We start from the raw sequence: 16,911 nt of genomic DNA, 5'->3' as shown, positions 1-16,911 counted from the left end.
ACGCAGGCGACAGCCCGCCCGGGCGGGGCGGCGGACCCGCCACCTGCCCCGGAGCATTCACCGGGCGATCATCGACACGCGCCCCGGAAGACGACCCGCGCCGCGGCCGAGATCGACGCGCCGCCGGACCGCCCGGGTCGACTCGGCGGACATCCGACTCACGGATCCGCGCGTGCCACCCGGGCTCGGCGTGCGGTCGACCAGCGATGGCAGCTACCGAGCTCAGCACGATCGCGGCAACCGGGAACACGCACGCCGGCGACATCAGCACCGACGGAACCGCGGAGCTTCCAGGGCGCGCCCGTGACTACGCGTCCTGGAGTGCGAGCATGGCGACGAGCAGTCGATCCCACGTGGACGCCGGCAGCTCGTGCCCGATGCCGGGCAGGGGGAGTAGTTCGGCGCCCGGGATCTCCCGGGCCATGGCCTGACCGTTGCCGTAGGGGAAGAACGGGTCGTCGGTGCCGTGGACGACGAGGGTCGGGACGGTGAGCTCGCCCAGACGCTCACGCCAGCGCTCGCCCGCATCGACGAAGGCCAGGTTGAGCACGCTCGAGCCCATGTCGGTGGTGCGATCGACCGTGCGCGCCGCCTGCTGTCGTGCCTGCTGTTCGTCGAATCCATGTGCGCCCGACAGGGTCCGGGCCTGTTCGACGCGGTAGTCGATCACCGCCTCCCGGTCGGACCAGTCCGGGGCGGGTGTCGCGGCGAAGAAGCCCATGATCCGGTCGGAGTGGTCGGGCAGATCGGGATCCGCCGGGCCAGGAGACGTCGGCCTGGTGTTGATCAAGGTCAGGGCGGACACGCGATCGCGGTGGTCGAGCGCGGCGAGTTGACAGATCCAGCCGGCCACCGAGAAACCCACCAGGTGGGCTCGCGGCAGCTCGAAGAGATCCATCAGCCCGATGAGGTCGGAGGCCAGGTCACGCAAGGTGTACCCGGGCGCGCCGGTCGGATAGGCAGTCGACCGGCCGGTGTCACGGATGTCGTAGCGAAGCACGAACCGGCCGGCGGCGGCCAACCGGTCGCAGAACTCGTCCTCCCAGAAGAGTCCCGACGTACTGGGCAGCACCGCGGCAGGCCGCCGCCGGTCTCCGAAGGTGGTCACACACATCTCGGCGTCACCGACGGTGACCAGATGCTCGGGCGAGCGTCGACTCTGAAGCGGCATGAAGACTCCTCTGCGATTGCGTCTGCTGAGAAGACTCCTTCCGCCGCCGAAACTCATCGGCCGCGCAAAGTAGCTCCTAGGCCGCGCGGATCTGCGGTAACCCCCATTCGGCGGCGAGCAGTTCGTGCGAACGCAGCCGGTCCTCGTGCCGGTAGGTGACGCTGGTGACGACGAGTTCGTCGGCGCCGGTCAACTGCTGCAGCGCCGAGAGCCGTTCGGCCACCGAACCCGGTGCGCCGACGAACTGGGTGGTGACGCGATCGTGCACCAGGCGCTGCTGCTGTTCGGTCAGCGGAGGAGCGGTATCGGGGTCGAGGTATTCGGCCGCCCCGGCGCCGCTGCGAATGCTGTAGACCCAGTGGCCGTAGGTCGAGGCCAGATGGGTGGCGGTCGCGTCGTCGTCGGCGACCACCACATCCGCCGAGACCACCAGATACGGCCGGTCGAGCACCGCCGAGGGCCGGAAGGCGGCGCGGTACGCCTCCACCGTCTCCACGATCGTGCCGGGCGAGACGTGGTAGTTGGCCGCGAACGGCAGCCCGAGCCGCCCCGCCAGCTGGGCACTCTCCCCACCGGAACTGCCGAACAGCCACAGCTGCACCTCGGCGCCCTCACCCGGAACCGCGTGCAGGGCCACACCTTCCGAGCTGCGGTAGTTCCCGGTCAGCAGGTCGCGGATCTCACGCACCTGACGGCCGTAGTCCAGCGGCTGGGTCCCGGGCAGTTGCAGCGCCTCGAAACTCGCCGCCAGCCGGGTGGTGTCGAGCAGCCGTCCGGGACTGAACGGCGGTGGGATCACCACACCGTCGCGCACCCGGGTCGGGCGGTCGGGCGCGGGCACCGGTTTCACCCCCGCCGAGCGCACTTCGGCGATTCGATGCGCCGAGCGCCCCAGACCGAGATCAAGCCGTCCCGGATACAGCGCGTCGATGGTGCCGAACGCCTCCACCACCGCCGCGGAGGTGTGGTGGCCGGCCTGCACGGCGGCCGAGCCGACCCGGATGTTGTCGGTCGCGGCCGCGATCAACGCGATGAGCGTGGTCGGCGCCGAGGAGGCCACCGCGACGAAATGGTGTTCGGCGACCCAGAATCGGCGATACCCCCACGACTCGGCGTGCCGGGCCAGGTCGATGGTGTTGCGCAGCGCCTGCCGCGGTGTGGATCCGGCGCTGACGGGGGAGAGATCCAGAATCGACAACGGCACGGTCATGACGCTCGCACTCCTTCGCTGCCGCGATGCGGATGGCGCAGCCCCAGATGTTCGCGCAGGGTCACACCGGTGTATTCGGTTCGGAAACTGCCCAGCTCCTGAAGTTCGGGAACGACCTTGTCGACGAATTCGTCGAGTCCGGCGGGCGTGAGATGCGGAACCAGCACGAATCCGTCGGCGGCGTCGGACTGCACGTACCGATCGATCTCCGTGGCGACCTGGGCGGGCGTGCCGACGAACTGCTGGCGCGCGGTCACCTCGATGATCAGCTCCCGGATGCTCAGCTTCTCCGCCTCCGCCTTGGCGCGCCAGTCCTCCGCGATCGCGCGCGGGTCCTTGGCGTGCCGGACGCGCCCGCGGGTGATGGTCGCGTTGTCGACCGGATCGATCTCGGGCAGCGGCCCGTCGGGGTCGTAGCCGGAAAGATCACGGCCCCAGACCTGTTCGAGGAACGCGATCGCCGTCTGCGGCCCCACCTGCCGCAGCCGGATCTCGCGGGCCCGCTCCTGCGCGTCGGACTCGCTGTCACCGAGCACGAAGGTCGCGGCGGGCAGGATCTTCAGATCGTCGCGGCGACGGCCGTACTTCGCGAGCCGGGTCTTGATGTCGGTGTAGAACCGGCGTCCGTCCTCGAGTTCGCCGTGACGGCTGAAGATCGCGTCGGCCTTCGCGGCGGCGAATTCCCGGCCCTCCTCGGAATCACCGGCCTGGATCTGCACCGGATATCCCTGCGGGCTCGCCGGTAACCCGTAGACGCCCTCGATGTCGAATTGTGTTCCGCGATAACTGAATCGGGGCGCCGGGCCGCCGAACACCCCGCGTTCGCGGTCGACGACCGGCGCCCCGCCGGCGCGACTGTCCCAGATCGCGCGGGTCGCGTCGACCACTTCCGCCGCGCGCACATAGCGCTGCGAGTGGTCCAGATAGCCGCCACGGCGGAAATTCTCACCGGTGAACGCGTCGGAGGAGGTGACCGCGTTCCAGGCGGCCCGCCCTCCCGAGAGGTGGTCCAGGCTACCGAATTGCCGTGCGAGCTCGAAGGGTTCGTTGAACGTGGTGTTGATCGTGCCGGCCAGGCCGAGATGCGTGGTGACCCCGGCGAGGGCATTGAGCACGGTGAAGGTGTCGGGACGACCGACCACGTCGAGGTCGAAGATCCGGCCGCGGTGTTCGCGCAGCCGCAGCCCCTCGGCGAGGAAGAAGAAGTCGAACAGTCCGCGCTCTGCGGTGCGGGCCAGGTGGACGAAGGAGTCGAACTCGATCTGACTGCCCGATTCCGGCACGCTCCACACCGTGGTGTTGTTCACCCCCGGGAAGTGGGCGGCCAGGTGAATCTGCTTGCGTACCTGTTGTTTCGGCATCCTCATCCTCGGGCGAGTGCGTAGCGGTTGACGGGGCGCGTCAGACCGATCCGGGCGCGCAGGCTGCGCGCCGGCCGGACGAGCGCGGCGCTGAACGCGGGCACCGCCAGCGGCCGCACCACCAGACCATCGGCGGCGCACGCACGCTGGGTCCGGTCGAGCAGCGCGTGCAGCCCGTCGGCGGTGCCGAGGTGGCGCACGGTCGCGGACGGGGCCGCCGGGCCCCACGCGTCCAGCTGGTCGAGTTCGGTGTGCGCCAGCTCCTCGGTCGCGGCCAGATGTACGTCGACGTCGAGCAGGATTCGCACCTCGTCGGGCGTCCGGCCGGCGGCGGCGACCGCGGAGCGCAGCCGGGCGCGCAGGGCTGCGGCCTCGTCGAGGTCGGCGGCGCTGATCCGGATCAGATCGGCACGATGCACGGCGAGACGGGTGCTCGCGGCCGACTGGGCGCGCACCGCTATCGGCGGTTGCCCCTGCGGCGGGCGGGGGGTGATCGAGGGGCCCTTGACGGAGAAGTTCTCGCCCTCGAAATCGATGTAGTGCAATCGGTCGCGGTCGATGAACCGGCCGGTCGCGAGATCGCGGATCTCGGCGTCGTCCTCCCAGCTGTCCCACAGCCGGGTCACCACCTCGATCGTCTCGTCGGCCTCGCGCCACAGCGAGGCGTCGTCCTGCGGCTGCTTGCGTCCGAAGAGTTTCGTCTGCTCGGGGTCGGAGGAGACCGCGACCTCCCAGCCCGCCCGGCTGTGGGTGGCGTAGTCGAGGGCGGCGATCGCCTTGGACACATGGAACGGCTCGGTGTGAGTGACCGTCGCCTGCGGGATCAGGCCGATGGTCCGGGTCGCCGCGGCGGCGCGGGCCGCGAGCGCGATCGCGTCGACCGGCCCGTAACCGCCGGCGTCCACGCCGAAGGAGTCCGGGAGGAAGACGAAGTCGAGTCCGGCCCGGTCCGCGGCGATGATCGCGTCGAGCCAGTAACCGGGCGTGAACAGCTCTTCGGCGCGGGAGTCGGCCCGCCGCCACGACGCCGGGTGCGTACCCGTGCCGGACAATTCCACCCCGAGCAGAGGCGGGAACGACGACATGCGAAGGCGTCCTTTCGATCGACAGGAGAGACACCGCCGAATCGCGGTTCGTGGGAAGCGGAGATGTCCCGCGATCGCCGGATGGGCAGAAGCTCAAACTAGGAGAAATCGCCTGCGGCGTCAGCACTCTCGATCGTGGTGAATTCTATTCTTGCGGCCGGCGCGATCGGCGGGGAGCCGAAGCGGCCCGGAGGTCGCGATGCGCGGCGCCGCCGTTCCCGGCTGCTTCCGGATGTCCGGGGGTTACGGGCTTCTAAGGTGGCGGCATGTCCGACAACGAGCGGAACACCCCGGCCGCGGTGCCGGTGGCGCCGACCGGATGGCGCGGCCGCTGGCACCGCTACCGGCACTCGCCGTATCTGCCGGCGACGGTGCTGGTGTTCATTCTGGCGATCGCGGCCGGACTGTTCGCCGGCTCCTACACCTACATCCTCGCCAATCCGACACCGCACCGGATCCCCATCGCGATCGTCGATGCGGGCACCGCGGTACCGCCACCCGATCAGCGCTTCCTCGACACCATGGATCAGGCTCTGAACGGTTCCCTGCGTCCGCTGCACTACGACACCCCGGAAGCGGCGCGCGAGGCCGTGGAATCGCAGCGGGTGTTCGCCATTCTGGACGTGCGCACGACCGAACGGATCCCGGTCGATATTTCGGGTGCGTCCGGTTCGTCGGTAGCCCAGGTGGTCGTCCAAGCGTCCGCCGAGGCGAGCCGCCGGACCCGGATCCCTATTGCGGTGAGCGATATCAATCCGCTCCAGCCGGGGGATCCGCGCGGATTGGCGATCTTCTACATCACCCTGGCGGCGGTGATCATCGGCTTCATCGGCGCCATCCAGCTCGGCGTGCACGCCGGTGCGCTCAGTGCGGTACAGCGGATCGGATTCACCGTCGCCTACGCCCTGCTGGGCGGGTTCGCGATCGCCGCCGTGGTGGACTGGTGGCTGGGCGCACTGTCCCTGCCGTTCGTGCAGTCGTGGGGAATTCTGGCGTTCACCATGTTCACCTCGGGCATGATCTTCTCGATGTTCAACGCGCTGTTCGGGCGCTGGGCGATGATCCCGACCTGGGGTGTGATGGTGCTGCTCGGCAACCCGTCCTCCGGCGGCGCGGTGTCGTGGCCGCTGCTGCCGTCCGTACTCGGGGCGATCGGCCGCTGGCTACCGCCGGGCGCCTCGGTCAACGCCCAGCACACCGCGGTGTACTTCTCCGGCCATCAGCACATCTTCCCGTATCTGGTGCTCGCCGGGTGGTCGCTGGTCGCGTCCGCAGTGTTCTGGCTGTGGCGGGACCGGCAGACCGAGGCGAGCGACGACGAGCCGTCCGGCTCCGACGAGGTATAGCTCGTGCCCTCAGGCGGACCGCTCGATCGCCGGCCGCGCGAACCCGCCCGGCACCGCGGCCAGCAACTCCCGCGTGTACTCGTGCCGTGGATCGTCGAACAGCATTGCGGTGGCGGCTGTTTCGACGATCCGGCCCTCCCGCATCACCGCGACGCGGTCGCTGATGCGGCGCACCACGGCCAGATCGTGGGAGATGAACAGATAGCTCAGCTCGAGCTCGGCCTGCAATCGCTCCAGCAACGCCAGAATCTGGGCCTGCACCCCGACATCGAGCGCCGACACCGGTTCGTCCAGCACCAGCACATCCGGCCGCAGCGCCAGCGCCCGGGCGATCGCGACGCGCTGCCGCTGCCCGCCCGACAGCCGATCCGGGCGCCGGCCGGCCACGTCACCCGGCAGCGCCACCTGCTCGAGCAGTTCGGCGACCCGGGCGCGGCGTTCGCGACGATCGCCGATTCCGAAGGCCTGCAACGGTTCTCCCACGATCTTCGCGACGCTCAGGGTGGGATTCAGTGACGTGTACGGGTTCTGGTACACCACCTGGACGCGCCGGCGAAACTCCCGCAGCCCGGCGCCGCGCAAACGGGCGACGTCGCGCCCGTCGAAGCGGATGCTGCCCGCATCGGGTGTCGACAACCTGGCGAGGATGCGCGCGGTGGTGGTCTTGCCGGAGCCGGATTCGCCGACCAGGGCGAGCGTTTCGCCGCGATCGAGATCCAGTGACACATCGTCGACCGCATCGGTGCGCACACCCCGCGCCATGCGGAAACTCTTACGCAGCCCCGTCGCCACCAGCAAGGGGCGTTCGGCCCGCGGGCGCGCTCGGCGCACCGGTGTCTCGGCACTCGGCGCGGCGGCGAGCAGCTCGGCGGTGTATTCGTGCTGCGGATCGGTGAGAACGGCTGTGGTGGTTCCGGTTTCGACGATCCGGCCGTGGCGCATCACCACGATCCGATCGGCGCGGTCGGCGGCCACCGCGAGGTCGTGGGTGATCAGCAGGACCGCGGTGCCGAGCTGCGCGGTGCGGTCGGCGAGGTGGTCGAGGATGCGGCGCTGCACGGTGACGTCCAGGGCGCTGGTCGGCTCGTCGGCGATCACCAGTTCCGGTTCGCAGGCCAGCGCGATCGCGATCAGCACCCGCTGACGTTGTCCACCGGACAGATCCTGCGGATACTGCCGCGCCCGCACCTCCGGGCGGTCCAGGCCCGCCTCGGTGAGCAACCGGACCGCCTCCAGCCGTGCCGTGCGGCGATCGGCCCGCCGATGGATGCGCAACACCTCGGCCACCTGATCGCCGATGCGCTGCACCGGATTCAGCGACGTCCCGGGATCCTGCGGGACGAGTCCGATACGCGCGCCCCGGAGGCCGCGCAGCGTGCGATCCGACGCGGTGTCGAGCCGGTGGCCGTCGAAGACGATTCCGCCGCCGGATACCTCCGCGGAGTCGGGCAGCAGGCCGATCACGGCATGGGCGAGTGTGGATTTGCCCGAACCCGACTCACCGACCAGCGCGACGGTCTCCCCGCGCGCGATCTCGAGCGTCGCACCCGACACCGCGTCCACCGCCGTGCCGCCGTAGCGAACGTGCAGATCATCGACCCGCAACAAGGTGTCGTCGCTCATCATCGCCCCTCCTGTGTCTTGCGGGACACCCGCACCCGGTCGGACCGACGAGAGGCTGCGCGAGTGTGTCTCATCGGTCCTCGTGTCCTGCGGGACACCCGCACCCGGTCGGACCGACGAGAGGCTGCGCGAGTATGTCTCATCGGTCCTCCGTGTTCCCGATCGCGCGGCCGATGCGCTGGGCGGCGAGCACCACCGCGACGATCACCAGGCCGGGCAGGGTGGTCATCCACCAGGCGAGCACCAGGTAGTTGCGGCCCTCCGAGATCAGCGACCCCCATTCCGGGGTCGGCGGCGCGGCACCGTAGCCGAGGAAGCTCAGCGACGAGATCGCCAGGACCGCGACACCGAACTCGACCGCGGCCAGCGCGGCGACCGGCGCGTACGCGGTGCGCAGGATGTGGCGAAGAAGCACGGTGTGCCAGCGCACTCCGGACGCGAACGCCGCCTCCACGTAGGGTGCGCGGCGCACCCGCAGCACTTCCGAGCGCATCACCCGCGCGAACCGGGCGATCAGCGCCACGCCCACCGCGATGGCCACGTTCCGGGTGCCCAGTCCGAGCACCGTGATCAGTACCAGGGCCGACAACAGTTCCGGAATCGCCAGCAGCACATCGACTCCGCGCATGACGACGGCATCGACGGTCCCGCCGAGGGTGCCGGACACGAGACCGATCGCCGAACCGACCACCAACCCCAGCAGCACGGCGCAGACCGTCGCCGACAGCGTCAACGCCGCCCCGTGCGCCACCCGGGTGTACAGGTCGCGGCCGAGATTGTCGGTACCGAACCAGTGCTGCGGGCTCGGGCCGCGGAATTTCTCCTCCGGCACGCCCGCGCGTGGATCGTCGCCGGCGAGAAGCGACGGCGCGACCGCCCAGCCGAGGACCACGATCAGCACGAGGATCGACACCGCGAGCCCGGCGGTGGCGCGCCAGCGTTTCGGCGCCAGCGCCCGCCGCAGTTCCGTGATCCTGGCGGCGGCGGGGTGGGCGATGAGCAGCGTGTCAGACATGTGCGCGCACCTTCTCGCGAGCGACGGCGACGCGGGGATCCAGCAGCGGATAGATCAGATCCACCGCCAGATTCACCACCACGAAGGCCAGGGCGGCGATCAACACGATCCCCTGCACCACCGGAATGTCTTGATGCAGCACCGCGTTCTGGGTCAGCCGGCCCAGTCCGCCGCGCGAGAACACGGTTTCGACCACCACGGAACCGGCCAGCACCGTGCCGACCCACAGTCCCGCGACGGTGAGCGCCGGCCCGGCCGCGGCGCGCAGCACGTGGCGCCATTGCACCCACAGCCGCGAGGCGCCCTTGGCGAAGGCAACATCGACGAACGGCTGCCGCCATGTGGTGGCCAGACCGCTGTAGAACACCTGCGCGATCACCGCGCCTACCGGCACTGCCAGGGTGATCGCGGGCAGGATCGTGCCACTGAAGCCCGTCCCGCCGAAGGCGGGCACGAGCCGGAGCCGGAACGAGAACAATTGCAGCAGAAGCAGTCCCACCCAGAACGTCGGCATCGCGGCCCCGATCGGCGGCAGTGCGGTCAGCAGATTCCGCAACCACGGACGCCGGGTGTAGGAGGCGGCCACGGCCAGTGCGGCGCCGAAGACGATCGCCAGCAGCAGCGCCAGCCCGGCCAGCGCCAGCGTCGAGGGAATCGACTGCCCCAGCGCGCCGGTGACGGACTGCCCGGTGTTCAGGGAGCGCCCGAGGTCACCTCGGACGGCGTGGGTGAGCGCGGTCCAATACTGTTCCGGCACCGAGCGATCCAGCCCGTATCTGGCCTTCAGCTCCGCGATGGCGGCCGGATCCGGAGGCACCCCCGGATCCGCGTCGACGGCCATCTGGACCGGATCCGAGGGCAGCAGGAACAAGACGGCGAAGGAGATGGTGAACGCCGCCCACAGCACACCGATCGCCTGCAGCACCCGCACGATCACATACCGGGTCATCGGAGTCATCGCTTGCTCAACCAGGTGTCGTAGAACTGCAGACGCGCCGAGGCCTCGAATTTCAGGTCGTGCACCGCGCCGGACACGCCGATCGCCTGCGACAATTCGATGGTCGGCAACCACAGGCCGTTCTCGATCACCGATCGCTGCGCCTGCCCGATGATCCCCGCCCGCGCGGCCGGGTCGGTGGTCGAGAGCTGGTCGGCGAGCGCCTGGTCCAGCGCCGGAATCGGTCCGCGCTGGTTGAGGTTTCGCTGACCGCGCCCGAACGTGGTGCGCAGAATGTCGCCGTCGGCGCGGGTGGTGTTGAAGTAGGTGGCGTCGAAGTCACCGGAGTTCTGCCGCGCGGTGTAGTCGGCGACGGGCGTCAACTCCAGCCGAATATCCACCCCGATCTTGCGCAGTTGCTGCTGCACCAGTTCCAAGGTCGCCTGATTGGCGGCGAACTGCGCGCCGAAGAGCACCCCGAACGACAGCCGCCGCCCGTCCTTGACGCGGATTCCGTCGCCGCCGGGCACCCATCCGGCCTGGTCCAGGATGCGGCGCGCCTGGTCGGGGTCATAGGCTATCGACTTCGAAAGATCGACGTAGCCCGGTGTTTTCGAGGCCAGCGGACCGGTCGCGGGCAGGAACTGCGGTCCCAGCACCGTATCGACCAACTGCTTGCGGTCGATGGCGTGCAACAGGGCTTGGCGCACGGCGGAGTCCGACAGCGGCGCACGGCTCACATTCGGCTGCAGCCCGAACGGGACACCGGGGTTCGAGTCGAACTGGACCTTGGCGCCGGCGGCCTCGAGTTGCGGAACATCCTGTGGCAGTGCGTCACTGACGGCATCGAGCTGATTCGACGACAGGCTGCCGGTCCGCACCCCGGCCTCGGGCACGACCGTGAATTCGATGCGGTCCAGATACGCCTCGCCGGAATGGGCGAACACCGCCGAACCCCACCGGTACCCGGGGCGCTTGACCAGCGTGGCGGACGCATCCTGGCGATAGCCGGCATACACGAACGGACCGCTGCCGATGTTGTCGCCGAGGCAGCGCTGTTCGGCCGGTTTCGCGGTGGTCGCGTCGGCGAGGATGCCCAGCTGCGGTGTCGAAGAGGCTTGCAGGAATTGGGCATTCGGAGCGTCGAATCGGACCTCGGCGGTGAGCGGGTCGACCGCCGTCGTGCCCGCGTAGCCGGCCAGATAGCTGGCGCCCAGCGGCGCTTTCGCCGCGGTGAGGGTGTGCACGATCGCGTCGAAGTTCTTCTGCACCGACGTGGCGGTCAGCGGTGTGCCGTCGCTGAAGGTGACGTCGGGCCGCAGATGGAAGGTGAAGGTCTTCGCGTCCGGGCTCACCTGCCAGGACGTGGCCAGCCACGGTGTGATCTCCCCGCTCGCCGGATCCTGGTCGGTGAGCGAATCGACGATCTGACGTGCCACGTACAGGGTCTGGTTGGTACCGGCCTGGGCCGGATCCGAGCAGGTCGGCGCCTGCGACAGGCCGTAGCGCAGGGTGCCTCCCGGCTGCGGGGGACCGGCGTCGCCGCCACCACCGGAGGTGTTCGCGCAGGCGGCGATCGCCAGCGTCGCGGTGAGCGCGAGCGCCGGCGAGAGGATTCGTTTCATTCGGTGACTCCGGGTGGATCGATGCGGTAGCGGTCGGCGCCGTACGGACGGCAGGGAACGGTTCGGCGCCGGCGCGTGAGCAGCGTCGGCAGGAATGTCATACGTGCACGGCACCGGCCTCGTCGCGCACCGGCCGATAGCGTCGGCCGCTCCGCACCGGGGTGTACCCGCCCTCGCGTTCGCGCCCGAAACGATTGCGCCGCTGGGTGTTCGCGGTCGGACGTAGCGGGAACTTCTCGAACGGATGCGCGAGCAGACCGGGCTGGATGGACGCCGTGCGTTCGAGCGGGGTGTATCCCGCCGACAAGTACAGGGCGACCGCTTCGGGTTGCCGCGGGCCGGTGGTCAGGAAGATGCGCCGATACCCCCGGCGCAGCGCCTCGGCCTCGAGTTCGGCGAGGACGAAGGTCGCGAGGCCGCGACGGCGGTGTTCGCGCGCGGTCCAGATGCGCTTCAATTCGGCGGTCTGCTCGTCGTAGCGGCGGAACGCTCCGCCGGCGACCGGTTCGCCGTCCTCGACCACCACCAGCAGATCACCGTGCGGGGCAGCGAAATCGGCGGCCGGGTGGTTCACCAGATCGGCATGGACCTCACCGACGCTCCCGCCGTAGCGGCTGCTGTATTCGATGGCCAGCTCGGCCAGCAGCGGCGCGGCCATCGGATCGTCCTGGCGGACGTGAAAGACGCTGCGTACCATATGTTCCTCCATCGGTCCCGGCGGTAGCACCCACACCCAGTCGGCGGGTTGCTGCGACGTCGTGGAGCCGGGTCTCTCGATCGCTCTGGATGGGCGAAACGTCACGCTAGGGGAATTCCGGTGCGGGGTCAGCACTCTGGATCGCGCTGAATCCAATCCTTGTCGCGACGACCGGCCGCCGGTGTGATTACCGGTGTCGCACCGACCCGGAGAGCCCGCGCACCGCCACCTCCGGATCCCACACGCCCGGCCTCCCGAGGGTCAGTGGGTAACAGGCCAGTCCGAGGACCATCGCACTGAAATGTCCTATGTCGGTGAAGGTTCGGTTCGAGAAGACCGGTATCGCGTAGAAGACGATCACGCCGAGCAGATACACATACCGCCACGGCTTCGCGATCCGATACACCAGCACGGCGATGACACCGGCCAACGCATAGCTCACGCCGTAGTCGAGGGTGTTCACCGCGGATTCCGGGGCGTAACCGTGATGGATGGCCCAATACAAGACGCCCTCGCTGAGGTAGGTCGCGCCGACGTGCGCGATCACCACCACCGCCAGCCAGCGCAGCGTTCCCAGCCAGCGTTCGGCCTGGGCGTGGAAGATGGTGTAGCTGACCGCGTAACCGAACCAGCCGCCGCCGGCGAGCCAGAAGGCGCTCGAGATCAGCACGTGCACCGGATCCTCGCGCAGATGATGCAGATTCGTCGAGCGGTTGCCCAGCAGAGTCTCGGCCTGATCGGGGGACAGGTGCCGGACCACGAGGGTGGAGACCAGGAGGATGGCCAGCCAGATGTAGGTGCCGGGCGCGTGCCGGATGTAGTCGCCGATCGCGGCCGCGGCGGTCCGCCACCGGGAGCGCTCTCGCCTGGGCATCGGTCACCTTCCTCGACAGATCGCGAAGATCGCTTCACTATGAGCCCTCGCCGGCCGGCTGCACTCACCCGTGGGGGGTGAGTCGGCGCCACGCCCCGCCGAATACCCCGAATACGGCAAAACGCCTGGTCCGGCTGTGCCGGGCGCGCGCCGGGCGGCGACGACACGTACTCTGCTGCTGCGGTGCGACACCGGATTCATGGTGTGCACTGGAGGGTGCTGTGTCCCGGGTGGGCGCCGTGCATGCGAGGGTGCGAGACAGAGGCGGTGAGGACGTGCGCAGGCGTCGATCTCTACTGGTGGTGTCAGCGGTGCTGACGGCGATCGTGGTGCTCGTCGGCGGATGTGGTGGCTCGGGTGGCGGCACGTCGGCGGCGCCGGGGTCCAAGGGACCCGAGATCACCGCGCCCGCGGCGATCGATGTGCCCGCGGCCGATCACGGGCCGCTCAATCCCGCCACGCCCATCGTGGTGAACTCCGCCGACGGCATGCTCACCAAGGTCACCGTCACCGACGGGGACGGCAAGGCGGTCACCGGCGATTTCGGCGCCGACCATCGCAGCTGGACCTCGAAGGACCCGCTGAACTTCGGGACCACCTATCGCGTCGACGCCCAAGCGGTGAACCTCGCTCAGGTCGCGACCGACAAGACGGTTACCGTCGCCACGATAGACGCCGGTCACAAGGCGTACGCGAATGTCGTGCCGGCCCCCGATCTCGTCGCCCAGACCGGAATCGGGGTCGGGCAGCCGATGGTTTTCCAGTTCACCCAGCCGGTGGCGAACAAGGCGGAGGTGCAGAAGCATCTGAAGGTCACCGTCACGCCGCCGCAGCCGGGCGCCTGGTACTGGGTCGACGACAAGGATGTGCACTACCGCGCCGCGCAGTACTGGCAGCCGGGCACCAAGATCCATATCGAAGCCGACGTCTTCGGTCTCGACCTCGGCGACGGGGTGTTCGGCGCGGAGAACAACAGCGCCGACTACACGGTCCATGACGCATGGATCGCCCAGGCCGACGGCAACACCGAGCAGCTGACGATCCTGCACAACGGTGCGCAGGTGAACCAGATGCCGATGAGTCTCGGCTCGCCCGGATTCCCGTCGCACGAAGGGCCGCATGTCATTTCGGAGAAATCGCCGTCGATCATCATGGACTCCTGCAGTTACGGGGTCTGCGCCGGCCAGCCCGGGTACTACCGCGAGAAGGTGGACCTGGACGAACGCATTTCCAACGACGGTGAATTCGTCCACTCGGCGCCCTGGTCGGTGGGGCAGCAGGGGGCCAGCAACGTGTCGCACGGCTGCGTGAACCTCTCACCCGACAACGCCCAGTGGTTCTTCGACCACTTCGGCGTCGGCGATGTCGTGGAGATCACCAACTCCGGTGGCCAACCGCTGCCCGTGTGGGACACCTACGGCGACTGGGAGGTCCCGTGGAACGTCTGGCAGGCCGGTAACGCGAACAGCTGATCCGGCCCACCCGGCGGCTACCATCGGATCATGTCGGCGAATATCCTGCGAATCGTTCCGGTCCTGGCCGCGCTGACAGCCGTAGCCTCCTGCTCCTCCGGAAACAATTCCACCCCAACGGTTTCCGCACCCGCCACCCCCGTCGGCCATACCTACGTCTCCACCGACGTCCAGGGCCCGCGAATCCCCGGCGACGGCCCCCTCCGCCTGACCTTCACCGAGGGACGTCTCAGCGCCACCGCCGGCTGCAACACCCTCATGGGCTCCGCCGACCTGTCCGGCAACACCCTCCGCACCGGTCCCCTCGCCAGCACCCGCATGGCATGTGCGGGAGACCGTGCCGGAGCCGACGACTGGGCGACCTCACTGCTGCAGGCAAGCCCGGCATGGAGTCTCGACGGCGCGACATTGACGCTGAAAACCGCCGACCGCGCCGTAACACTGCACGAGTCGGAACCCGCGGGCTGAGCTCCGCGATCCGATCAGCACATCGTCGATGTCGGCCCCCATCCAGCCGGTCCGGACGACCCGATCGCCCTTGTCCGCCCGAACGGCCGGCATACCCAGATGATCGACAGGCATAATCGGGTTGAAATAGGCAGGTAAATACCTGCATAATTCAACGATGCTCGATACCACCGCGCTGGGCGACGCCTACCGCACGCTTCTGGAAGCTGCCGACACCGTGGCCGATTCGGATCAGACGATCACCCCCGCACCAGGCGAATGGAACGCCGACCAGATCCTGGCGCATGTCTGCCTGATCACCGCCACCACCATCGCCGCCGCGTCAGCCGTCGCCGCCGGCGCGCACACCACCTACGACAACCGCCTCGCCCTCGACACCTGGACCATCGACCACGTCGTAGCGCTTGCCGGCGGCAGCCCCGGCCTCCGCGACCGCCTGTCCCGGCAAGCCGAAGTCCTCTGCCGCCTCTCCGGCCCGGCCCTCAGCGACACCGAACTCGACACCCTGGTTCCCACCCGCCTGCTCTCCAACGACGCCCTGTTGGTCGATCAACCACTACCCCTACGGGATCTGATCACCGGCCTGACCAACGCGGAGTTACCAGGCCACACCAAGCAACTGCTGGCCTTACTGCCCGGTCGGAGCACCGAAGCCAGGGTCTGACCGCCAGGTGTTCGCGGGAGGACCAAGGCGTCACTGTCAGATCGTTCGGGGGAACCTGCGGGTAGGGGAAACGGCGTGCGAGCATGGTCGACATGGCGATTGCTGTGGGATCTATTGCTCACGTCCGGCTCACGGTGTGCGATATCGGCCGGTCGCGGGCCTTCTACGAGAAGGTTTTCGGCTGGCCGGTCGCGCTGGAGCTGCCGGCCGATGCGGATGAGGAGACGCGTGAGCGTCTCGGTTTCCTCTACGGCGGGGTGATCTACCGGATGGAGCACGGATTGATCGGGCTGCGGCCGGTCGGTGCCGATCGGTTCGACGAGAATCGTGTCGGTCTCGACCACCTCGCGTTCCCTGTCGCCTCACTCGCCGAATTGGAAGCCGCCGCAGCACATCTGGACGCGTGTGGGGTAGCGCACGAGGACATCAAAGACATCGGTGTCAGCTACATACTGGAGTTCCGGGATCCGGACAATATCGCGCTCGAGCTCGTCGCGCCCAAGTAGTCGTCAGGGGAGTGGACCGCCGCGGCGTCGGTGCTGCGACAGCCGGGATCGGTCGGCGGCGTGACCGAGCCCGGATCCGGTCTACCGGCGCAGGGTGCGGTCGAACAGGGCCCGGAGTTCGCGGTAGTGGCGTTCGGCGGCTTCCGCGTCGTAGGCGGAGGTGTCGGCCTGGGTGAACCCGTGGTGGGCGCCCGCGTAGACCTCGGTGCGATGGCGAACGCCGGCGTCGGCGAGTGCCTTGTCGAACGCGCCGATGTGTTCGGCGGTCATGTGGTCGTCCTCGCCGGCGTGGGCGAAATACAGTTCGCCCGTGAAGTTTCCGACGCTGCGGTGCGGACTGTCGGCGGTGTCGGTGACGAGCGGTCCGCCGTGGAAGCCGGCCACCGCCGCGACCCGATCGGGGAACATGCCGGCGGTCAGGACCGCCAGGCGGGCGCCCATGCAATAACCGGTGACGCCGGCCTTGCCCGCGCTGACCTTCGGCGAGGCCGCGAGCCAGTCGAGGTAGGCGCCGGCATCGGAGCGCCAGTGCTCCGGTGTGAGGTCGCGGATCATCGGGAAGACCCGCTGGAAGATCTCGGGTCGCTGCACGGGGTCGATGTAGTCCGGCAACTCGATCACCGGTGCGCGCCCGTGGCGGTAGTAGGCGTTGGGAAGCAGAACGGTGTAGCCGTGGGCGGCGATCCGGTCGGCCAGTGCCCGCAGACCGGGCCGCAGCCCGAAACCGTCCTGGACCACCAGCACTCCCGGATGGGCGGCGGCGTCGGCGGGGTAGGTGAGATAGGCGTCGGCGACACCGTCGGGTGTCTGCACGTCGACCGACATGCCATGCGTTTCTGTCATCGTCGAATCCTTCT

Annotated in this window: 15 protein-coding genes, 1 pseudogene and 1 riboswitch; of the genes and pseudogenes, 5 read left to right on the top strand and 11 right to left on the bottom strand. The window is 69.0% G+C overall.

The features are described from left to right. Positions 1–307 precede the first annotated feature (307 nt). From NA3_RS15950 to NA3_RS15935, 4 genes are all read right to left on the bottom strand, one after another. Positions 308–1,171 carry an alpha/beta fold hydrolase gene (locus NA3_RS15950; protein WP_062964395.1) on the bottom strand — a complete coding sequence of 288 codons (864 nt, stop codon included), beginning with the start codon at positions 1,169–1,171 and terminating at the stop codon, positions 308–310. Between the two features lie 76 nt (positions 1,172–1,247). Continuing rightward, positions 1,248–2,381, bottom strand: coding sequence for an LLM class flavin-dependent oxidoreductase (locus NA3_RS15945; RefSeq protein WP_062964394.1), 1,134 nt, complete (start codon positions 2,379–2,381; stop codon positions 1,248–1,250). Beyond that, positions 2,378–3,742: an NtaA/DmoA family FMN-dependent monooxygenase gene (locus NA3_RS15940; RefSeq protein WP_062964393.1), complete on the bottom strand. Its 1,365-nt coding sequence runs from the start codon at positions 3,740–3,742 to the stop codon at positions 2,378–2,380. Before NA3_RS15940 ends, NA3_RS15945 begins: the two co-directional genes overlap by 4 nt. Positions 3,743–3,744: 2 nt before the next feature. Beyond that, positions 3,745–4,827 carry an LLM class flavin-dependent oxidoreductase gene (locus NA3_RS15935; RefSeq protein WP_062964392.1) on the bottom strand — a complete coding sequence of 361 codons (1,083 nt, stop codon included), beginning with the start codon at positions 4,825–4,827 and terminating at the stop codon, positions 3,745–3,747. 266 nt (positions 4,828–5,093) lie between these two features. On the opposite strand from NA3_RS15935, the gene NA3_RS15930 reads away from it, so the two are divergent. Beyond that, the gene (locus NA3_RS15930) at positions 5,094–6,173 is read left to right on the top strand and encodes a hypothetical protein (protein ID WP_062964391.1); all 1,080 of its coding nucleotides are present in this window, start codon (positions 5,094–5,096) and stop codon (positions 6,171–6,173) included. 9 nt (positions 6,174–6,182) lie between these two features. Here NA3_RS15930 and NA3_RS15925 read toward each other — a convergent pair whose 3' ends face one another. From NA3_RS15925 to NA3_RS15900, 6 genes and pseudogenes are all read right to left on the bottom strand, one after another. Next, the gene (locus NA3_RS15925; RefSeq protein WP_062964390.1) at positions 6,183–7,799 is read right to left on the bottom strand and encodes a dipeptide ABC transporter ATP-binding protein; all 1,617 of its coding nucleotides are present in this window, start codon (positions 7,797–7,799) and stop codon (positions 6,183–6,185) included. Between the two features lie 136 nt (positions 7,800–7,935). After that, on the bottom strand, positions 7,936–8,811 hold the full coding sequence (locus tag NA3_RS15920; protein WP_084491593.1) for an ABC transporter permease: 876 nt from the start codon (positions 8,809–8,811) through the stop codon (positions 7,936–7,938). After that, positions 8,804–9,760, bottom strand: coding sequence for an ABC transporter permease (locus NA3_RS15915; protein WP_062964623.1), 957 nt, complete (start codon positions 9,758–9,760; stop codon positions 8,804–8,806). Before NA3_RS15915 ends, NA3_RS15920 begins: the two co-directional genes overlap by 8 nt. A gap of 5 nt (positions 9,761–9,765) precedes the next feature. Next, positions 9,766–11,373, bottom strand: coding sequence for an ABC transporter substrate-binding protein (locus tag NA3_RS15910; RefSeq protein ID WP_062964389.1), 1,608 nt, complete (start codon positions 11,371–11,373; stop codon positions 9,766–9,768). Positions 11,374–11,605: 232 nt separating this feature from the next. Continuing rightward, positions 11,606–12,082 (bottom strand): annotated as a pseudogene (locus NA3_RS15905) (GNAT family N-acetyltransferase); the annotation flags it as partial. Then, positions 12,076–12,166: riboswitch (SAM riboswitch) on the bottom strand. It overlaps the preceding pseudogene by 7 nt. A 91-nt stretch (positions 12,167–12,257) precedes the next feature. Continuing rightward, positions 12,258–12,944 carry a rhomboid-like protein gene (locus NA3_RS15900; protein WP_062964388.1) on the bottom strand — a complete coding sequence of 229 codons (687 nt, stop codon included), beginning with the start codon at positions 12,942–12,944 and terminating at the stop codon, positions 12,258–12,260. Between the two features lie 311 nt (positions 12,945–13,255). Here NA3_RS15900 and NA3_RS15895 point away from each other — a divergent pair, with 311 nt between their 5' ends. From NA3_RS15895 to NA3_RS15880, 4 genes are all read left to right on the top strand, one after another. Next, on the top strand, positions 13,256–14,416 hold the full coding sequence (locus tag NA3_RS15895; RefSeq protein WP_227995192.1) for a L,D-transpeptidase: 1,161 nt from the start codon (positions 13,256–13,258) through the stop codon (positions 14,414–14,416). A 30-nt stretch (positions 14,417–14,446) separates the two neighbouring features. Further along, the gene (locus NA3_RS15890; protein ID WP_084491591.1) at positions 14,447–14,884 is read left to right on the top strand and encodes an META domain-containing protein; all 438 of its coding nucleotides are present in this window, start codon (positions 14,447–14,449) and stop codon (positions 14,882–14,884) included. A gap of 157 nt (positions 14,885–15,041) precedes the next feature. Continuing rightward, positions 15,042–15,548 (top strand): hypothetical protein, encoded by a 507-nt coding sequence (locus NA3_RS15885; RefSeq protein WP_062964386.1) that lies wholly within the window; start codon positions 15,042–15,044, stop codon positions 15,546–15,548. 92 nt (positions 15,549–15,640) lie between these two features. Beyond that, on the top strand, positions 15,641–16,054 hold the full coding sequence (locus NA3_RS15880) for a VOC family protein (RefSeq protein ID WP_062964620.1): 414 nt from the start codon (positions 15,641–15,643) through the stop codon (positions 16,052–16,054). Positions 16,055–16,135: 81 nt separating this feature from the next. Here the strand turns inward: NA3_RS15880 and NA3_RS15875 are convergent, their stop codons facing one another. Next, positions 16,136–16,897 carry a dienelactone hydrolase family protein gene (locus tag NA3_RS15875; protein ID WP_062964385.1) on the bottom strand — a complete coding sequence of 254 codons (762 nt, stop codon included), beginning with the start codon at positions 16,895–16,897 and terminating at the stop codon, positions 16,136–16,138. Positions 16,898–16,911 lie beyond the last annotated feature (14 nt).

Source organism: Nocardia africana NBRC 100379, assembly GCF_001612635.1.
Lineage (GTDB): Bacteria > Actinomycetota > Actinomycetes > Mycobacteriales > Mycobacteriaceae > Nocardia > Nocardia africana.
The sequence above is the reverse complement of the archived record's forward strand: the minus strand, read 5'-3'. Positions and strand labels throughout refer to the sequence as shown.